General features: G+C 64.6%; 10 protein-coding genes. 9 read left to right on the top strand and 1 reads right to left on the bottom strand.

The window, feature by feature from the left end; genetic code table 11:
* On the bottom strand, window positions 1-795 hold a 795-nt coding region (locus Q0672_RS12890), incomplete at its 3' end, for a class I tRNA ligase family protein (protein ID WP_298622756.1).
* Window positions 796-1,034: 239 nt separating this feature from the next.
* On the opposite strand from Q0672_RS12890, the gene Q0672_RS12895 reads away from it, so the two are divergent.
* The 9 genes from Q0672_RS12895 to Q0672_RS12935 all read left to right on the top strand — a co-directional run.
* A complete protein-coding gene (locus Q0672_RS12895; protein WP_298622758.1) occupies window positions 1,035-1,838 on the top strand; it encodes an ABC transporter ATP-binding protein in 804 nt (267 codons plus the stop codon).
* Entirely contained in the window at window positions 1,838-2,620 is a 783-nt protein-coding gene (mlaE, locus tag Q0672_RS12900) for a lipid asymmetry maintenance ABC transporter permease subunit MlaE (protein ID WP_298622761.1), read from the top strand. The genes Q0672_RS12895 and mlaE overlap by 1 nt, the downstream gene beginning before the upstream one ends.
* A complete protein-coding gene (gene mlaD / locus Q0672_RS12905; RefSeq protein WP_153162384.1) occupies window positions 2,620-3,093 on the top strand; it encodes an outer membrane lipid asymmetry maintenance protein MlaD in 474 nt (157 codons plus the stop codon). Before mlaE ends, mlaD begins: the two co-directional genes overlap by 1 nt.
* Before the next feature lie 58 nt (window positions 3,094-3,151).
* Window positions 3,152-3,892, top strand: a complete 741-nt coding sequence (locus tag Q0672_RS12910) for a VacJ family lipoprotein (RefSeq protein WP_153162383.1) — start codon at window positions 3,152-3,154, stop codon at window positions 3,890-3,892.
* A gap of 46 nt (window positions 3,893-3,938) precedes the next feature.
* On the top strand, window positions 3,939-4,571 hold the full coding sequence (locus Q0672_RS12915; protein ID WP_298622765.1) for a phospholipid-binding protein MlaC: 633 nt from the start codon (window positions 3,939-3,941) through the stop codon (window positions 4,569-4,571).
* On the top strand, window positions 4,568-4,852 hold the full coding sequence (locus Q0672_RS12920) for an STAS domain-containing protein (RefSeq protein ID WP_153162381.1): 285 nt from the start codon (window positions 4,568-4,570) through the stop codon (window positions 4,850-4,852). The genes Q0672_RS12915 and Q0672_RS12920 overlap by 4 nt, the downstream gene beginning before the upstream one ends.
* A 21-nt stretch (window positions 4,853-4,873) precedes the next feature.
* Window positions 4,874-5,776, top strand: a complete 903-nt coding sequence (locus Q0672_RS12925) for an ABC transporter ATP-binding protein (protein WP_298622769.1) — start codon at window positions 4,874-4,876, stop codon at window positions 5,774-5,776.
* Between the two features lie 19 nt (window positions 5,777-5,795).
* On the top strand, window positions 5,796-6,551 hold the full coding sequence (locus Q0672_RS12930; RefSeq protein ID WP_298622771.1) for an ABC transporter permease: 756 nt from the start codon (window positions 5,796-5,798) through the stop codon (window positions 6,549-6,551).
* Window positions 6,552-6,571: 20 nt separating this feature from the next.
* Window positions 6,572-6,782: BolA/IbaG family iron-sulfur metabolism protein (locus Q0672_RS12935; protein ID WP_298622773.1), on the top strand; the 211-nt coding region annotated here is incomplete at its 3' end.

The raw sequence follows: 6,782 nt of genomic DNA on the forward strand, positions 1-6,782 counted from the left end.
GAAGGTGACGCCCATGATGGTGTCGGCGCGGGTGGTGAACACCCACAGCTTGCCGTCGCCGATCGGGCCGGCTTCGTCGGCGATGTCGTGCTTGAAGGCGAAGCGCACGCCGGTGCTCTTGCCAATCCAGTTGGCCTGCATCAGCTTGACGCGCTCGGGCCAGCCGCCCAGTTGGTCGAGATCGCCCAGCAGCTCGTCGGCGTAGTCGGTGATCTTGAGGTAGTAGCCGGGGATCTCGCGCTTCTCGACCACCGCGCCGGTGCGCCAGCCGCGGCCGTCGATGACCTGCTCGTTGGCGAGCACGGTCTGGTCCACCGGATCCCAGTTGACCACCTGGGTCTTGCGCTCGGCGATGCCCTTTTCAAGCATGCGCAGGAAGATCCACTGGTTCCACTTGTAGTACTCGGGCGTGCAGGTGGCCAGCTCGCGGCTCCAGTCGATGGCAAAGCCGAGCGACTTGAGCTGCTGCTTCATGTAGGCGATGTTGTCGTAGGTCCACTTGGCGGGCGGCACCTGGTTCTTGATCGCGGCGTTCTCGGCGGGCAGGCCGAAGGCGTCCCAGCCCATGGGCTGCAGGACGTTGAAGCCCTTCATCTTGTGGAAGCGGGACAGGACATCGCCGATCGTGTAGTTGCGCACATGGCCCATGTGCAGCTTGCCCGAGGGGTAGGGGAACATCGACAGGCAGTAGTACTTCGGCCTGGACGCGTCGGCGGAGACGCGGAAGGCGGCGCTGTCGTCCCAATACTGTTGGGCGGCACGTTCGATGTCGGCGGGGAGGTATTTGTCCTGCATTTTTTCCTGCATCGGCGGGGAAGATCGAAGAGAATGTCGCGCTACGCGTGGCAGGCCGGGTTGGGCGTGATGTTGCGGGCGGACCGAAACCGCGCATTATAAACGGCTCTGGCGAAGCCCGCTTCGGGATGCTCAACGCCTTGATGTCACGAGATAATTCTGGCCGGCATGGGGCTACCCCGCATGCCACGAAACAAACCCTCTGCTACAATCGGCATCCCGCATTGCAACATTTTCCCATGTCCGAGCCACTTGTACGACTTGAAAACGTGCGCTTCGCCTACGGCGAGCGGGCGATCCTGCGCGACATTTCCATGTCGATCCCGCGGGGCAAGGTCGTGGCCATCATGGGGGGCAGCGGCAGCGGCAAGACGACCCTGCTGCGTCTCATCGGCGGGCAGGAGAAGGCCTGCGGCGGGCGCGTCACGGTGGATGGGCAGGATGTGGCCGGTCTTGGTCGCGATGCGCTCTACGCCATGCGCCGGCGGATGGGCATGCTGTTCCAGTTCGGGGCGCTGTTCACCGACATGACGGTCTTCGACAACGTGGCCTTTCCGCTGCGCGAACACACCGATCTGTCGCCCGAGCTCATCAACGATCTGGTGCTCATGAAGCTCCACGCGGTGGGCCTGCGCGGTGCCGCGCGGCTGATGCCCGGCGAGCTCTCCGGCGGCATGGGGCGCCGGGTTGCGCTGGCCCGGACGATCGCCCTCGACCCCATGCTGCTGATGTACGACGAGCCCTTCACCGGCCTCGATCCGATCTCCCTCGGCGTGATCGGCCAGCTGATCCGGCGCCTCAACGATGCCCTTGGGGCGAGTTCGGTGATCGTCACCCACGACATTCACGAATCCCTGCTGATCGTCGATTACATCTACTTCATCTCGGAAGGTCGGGTGGTGGCGGAGGGCACGCCCGACGACATCCGCCAATCCACCGATCCCTTCGTGCATCAGTTCGTCAACGCCGAGGCGGACGGGCCGGTGCCTTTCCACTATCCGGCCGGCGACTACGCCACGGCCCTGACCGGAGGTGCAGCCTGATGGGCGGGGTGTTCCGCAAGCTTGGCAGCATGGCCATCAACGGCGTGTGGCAGATCGGCTTCATTGCCCGCTTCTTCTGGCTGATCCTGGTGTATTCGGGCCAGTCGTTCACGCGCCTGCACCTGACCATCCGCGAGCTGTATTTCAGCGGCGTGCTGTCGCTGCTGATCATCCTGGTGTCGGGCCTGTTCGTCGGGCTGGTGCTGGGCCTGCAGGGCTACGAGATCCTCCAGCGCTACGGCTCCACCGAGGCGATGGGTACGCTCGTCGCGTTGTCGCTGCTGCGCGAGCTGGGGCCGGTGGTGGCCGGGCTGCTGTTCGCGAGTCGCGCCGGCTCCGCGGTCACCGCCGAGATCGGGCTGATGAAGGTCACCGAGCAGCTGAAGGCGATGGACATGATGGCGGTGAGCCCCATCGCCCGGGTCGTCGCGCCGCGCTTCTGGGGCGGGGTGATCTCGATGCCGCTGCTGGCCGCGCTGTTCTCGACGATGGGCATCTTTGGCGGCTGGCTGATCGGGGTGGTCTTCATCGGCGTCGACCACGGCGCCTTCTGGGGGCAGATGCAGTCCGCTGTGGATTTCCAGTACGACGTGCTCAACGGCGTTTACAAGAGTTTCGCCTTCGGTGTGGCGGTGGCGCTGATCGCCGTCTTCGAAGGTTACGACTGCGTGCCGACCGCCGAAGGCGTGTCCAGGGCCATCACGCGGACGGTGGTAAGTTCGGCGCTGGCGATCCTGGCGCTCGATTTTGTGATGACGTCTTTCATGTTCAGAGGTCTATGATGAGTCGCACGACGCTCGATCTGTGGGTCGGGGTTTTCGTGGCGATGGGTATCGCCGCGCTGTTGTTCCTGGCGCTGAAGGTTGGCAGCATTTCCGGCTCCGAGATCCAGTCGCCCTATACCCTGCGTGCCAATTTCGACAACATCGGAGGGCTCAAGCTGCGCGCGCCGGTCAAGAGCTCCGGCGTGGTGGTCGGGCGGGTCGAGCAGATCCGCTACGACAATGAACGCTTTCAGGCCGAGGTGGTCTTCACGGTGGATGGGCGCTACAAGTTCCCGACCGACACCTTCGCCAACATCCTCACCTCCGGCCTGCTCGGCGAGCAGTACCTCGGGCTCGATCCCGGCGGCGAGGAGAAGACCCTGGCGCCCGGTGAAGTCATCAAGAAGACCCAGTCGGCCGTTGTGCTTGAAAAGCTGATCAGCCAGTTCATGTTCGGCAAGGCCGAGGGCGATTCCGCACCGGCCAAGTAAGGCAGAACCGGAACAACGACAGAGAGCGGAGGCGGCCCGGCCAGCCTCCGGAAAAGCCATGAAGAACAGCACACCCGATTCGACCCCCGTGCGGCGCGGCGCCCTGGCGCTGCTGCTGGCCCTTGGCCTGTCGGCCTGCGCCGGCACTGGCGGACATCCCAAGGACCCGCTGGAGCCCCTCAACCGGGCAACCTTCAGCTTCAATGAAACCGCCGACCGCTACGTGATGCGCCCGGTGGCCCAGGTCTACGATCTGGCGCCGCTGCCGGTAAAGGTGGGGGTGGGCAACTTCTTCGGCAACCTCGGCGACTTCTGGATCGGGGTGAACAACCTGCTCCAGGGCAAGTTTGTCGATGGCCTGTCGGATGGCGGGCGCCTGCTGATCAACAGCACCATCGGCATCTTCGGCATCTTCGACATCGCCACCGAAATGGGCCTCGAGAAGCACGACGAGGATCTCGGCCAGACGCTCGGCCGCTGGGGCGTGGGCGATGGCCCCTACCTGGTGCTGCCGCTCCTCGGTCCGAGCAATCTGCGTGACACCGTCGGCCTGGTGGGTGATCTGAACGTTGACCCGATCTGGGGCGTCGAGGACATCGGCGAGCGCAACCGCCTGACGGCCCTGCGCTTCATCAACCGTCGCGCCCAACTGCTCGGTGCCGACACCACCGCCGATCAGGCTGCCCTCGACAAGTACGGCTACATGCGCAGCTTCTACATCCAGTACCGCCGGAGTCAGGTCTACGATGGCCGCCCGCCGCGGGAAAAGGATGAAGACGACGACTCCGGCGCTGAATGATCCGGATCGCCAACCCCAACACGAACAAGAACACAGAGAACACGCGATGAAGAAAATCTCCTCCCTGATTGCCGCCCTCGTCCTTGGCCTTGGCGTTCAGTTCGCCGCCCTGGCCGACACCGTCGCCCCGGACGCCCTCGTGAAGGGCGTGACCGACGACGTCATCACCATCGTCCGCCAGGACAAGGCCATCCAGTCCGGCGACACCCGCAAGGCCGTCGAACTGGTCGAGACCAAGGTGCTGCCGTACTTCGATTTCGCCCACATGACCCGCCTCGCCGTGGGCAAGGACTGGAAGCAGGCCAGCGCCGACCAGAAGGCCCAGCTCACCCAGGAGTTCAAGACCCTGCTGGTGCGCACCTATTCCAACGCGCTCACCCAGTACCGCAACCAGCAGATCGACTTCAAGCCCCTCAAGGCCAAGCCCGAAGACACCGACGTGGTGGTCCGCACCGAAGTCCGCCAGGCCGGTGCCAAGCCGGTGCAGATCGACTACAGCCTCGACAAGCAGGGCGACAACTGGAAGGTCTACGACGTGATGGTGGCCGGCGTCAGCCTCGTCACCAACTACCGCGACAGCTTCGGCCAGGAAGTGCGGGCCGGCGGCATCGACGGCCTGATCAAGTCCCTCAAGGACAAGAACAAGCAGCTCGAAACCACGGTCTCTGCCAAGAAATGATCCGCGAAGACGGCGCCCGGCTGACCCTCGAAGGTCCGCTCACCCTTGCCACAGTCGCGCCGCTGGGCGAGGCGGGGCGGGCGCTCGTGGCCGCGGCCGACCGGGTTGTCGACCTGGCTGCCGTCACCCAGGTGGATTCGGCCGCACTGGCCCTCTTGCTCAGCTGGACGCGGGCAGCCCGTGGCGCCGGCCGGCAGTTCTCCATCACCGGCGCCCCCGCCGCGCTGGTGAGCTTGGCGTCCCTCTACGACGTCGATACCATTCTGCCTCTCGGGCGCTGAGCGCCTCTCCCGGTTTTTTCCATGAGCCCTGCGATCCGCATTGCCGGCGTCACCAAGCGTTTCCGTTCCCTGCAGGCGCTCGCCGGCGTCGACCTGGAGATCGGGCAGGGCGAATTCTTCGGCCTGCTCGGCCCCAATGGCGCGGGCAAGACGACGCTCATTTCCTGTCTCGCGGGCCTGGCGCGGCCTGACTCCGGCACTCTCGAAGTGATGGGGCACGACGTGGTGCGCGACTACCGCGCCGCCCGCATGGCCCTTGGCGTGGTGCCCCAGGAGCTGGTCTTCGATCCGTTCTTTTCGGTGCGCGAGATGCTGCGCATCCAGTCGGGCTACTTCGGACTCAAGAACAACGACGACTGGATCGACGAGATCCTGCACCACCTGGATCTCACCACCAAGGCCAACGCCAACATGCGGATGCTCTCGGGCGGCATGAAGCGGCGGGCCCTGGTGGCCCAGGCGCTGGTCCATCGCCCGCCAGTGATCGTTCTCGACGAGCCCACCGCCGGCGTCGATGTAGAGCTGCGCCAGGGCCTGTGGCAGTTCATCCGCAAGCTCAACGAGGACGGTCACACCATCGTGCTGACCACCCATTACCTCGAAGAAGCCGAAACCCTGTGCGGTCGCATCGCCATGCTCAAGACCGGCCGCATCGTCGCGCTCGATACCACTGCCAATCTGCTGCAGCGCTTTGCCAGCCACACCCTCACCCTCAGCCTCGCTGCGCCCATCGTGCTGCCGGCGCCGCTGGCGGCACGGGTGGCCCGGGCCGACGGCGCCGAGCTTGCCTTCGGCTTCGACAGCTTCGATGAAGTGGCGGGCCTGCTGGAGGGCGTCCGTGCGGCGGGCGGCAACGTCCTCGACATGGCCCTCGGCAAGCCCGACATGGAGCAGGTCTTCGTCGGCATCATGAATCAGAACTAGAACGCGAGCCGACGACCCCATGGAAGGTTTCAAGACCCTGCTCTACAAGGAGTGCCTGCGATTCTGGAAGGTCGGTTTCCAGACCGTGCTGTCGCCAGTGCTGACCGCGGTGCTCTACCTGCTGATCTTCGGGCACGTGCTGGAAGATCACGTCCAGCCCTTCCCGGGCGTCAGCTACACGGCCTTTCTGGTGCCGGGCCTGGTGATGATGACGGTGCTGCAGAACGCCTTCGCCAACAGCTCGTCATCCCTCATCCAGAGCAAGATCACCGGCAACATCGTGTTCGTGCTGCTGCCGCCGATCTCCTACCGGGAGTTCTACGCCGCCTACGTGATCGCCGCCGTGCTGCGTGGCGCGGCCTGTGGTGCTGGCGTGCTGCTGGTGTCGCTGCCCTTCGTGTCCTTCGACATCGCCCAGCCGGGTTGGATCATCGCCTTCACCCTGCTGGGTGGCGCCTTCCTGGGCAGCCTGGGCGTGATCGCCGGCATCTGGGCCGACAAGTTCGACCAGCTCGCCGCATTCCAGAATTTCCTGATCATGCCGCTGACCATGCTCTCCGGCGTTTTTTACTCGATTCATTCCCTGCCGGCTTTCTGGCAGGGGGTGTCGCATTTCAATCCGTTTTTCTTCATGATTGACGGTTTCCGCTACGGCTTTTTCGGCGCCTCCGACGTGTCGCCGTGGACCAGCATCAGTGTCGTGACCGCCTGCTTCGTCGTGCTCGCAGTCGTCACCCTGCAGATGCTTGCCCGCGGTTACAAGCTGCGCGCCTGAGTTCTTCCAAGGATCAAAAGATGTTTGACGCACGCGAAATCGAACGCCTGATCGTTGCCGGCCTCGACTGCGACTTCCTGCAGATCGAAGGCGATGACGGGGTTCACTTCTCCGGCATCGTCGTGAGCAAGGCTTTCGAGGGCAAGCCCAAGGTCCGCCAGCACCAGGCGGTCTATGCCACCCTCGGCAAGCTGATGGGCAACGAGATCCACGCCCTCCAGCTCAACACCT

Source organism: uncultured Zoogloea sp. (assembly GCF_937894855.1).
GTDB classification, from domain to species: Bacteria; Pseudomonadota; Gammaproteobacteria; order Burkholderiales; family Rhodocyclaceae; genus Zoogloea; species Zoogloea oryzae.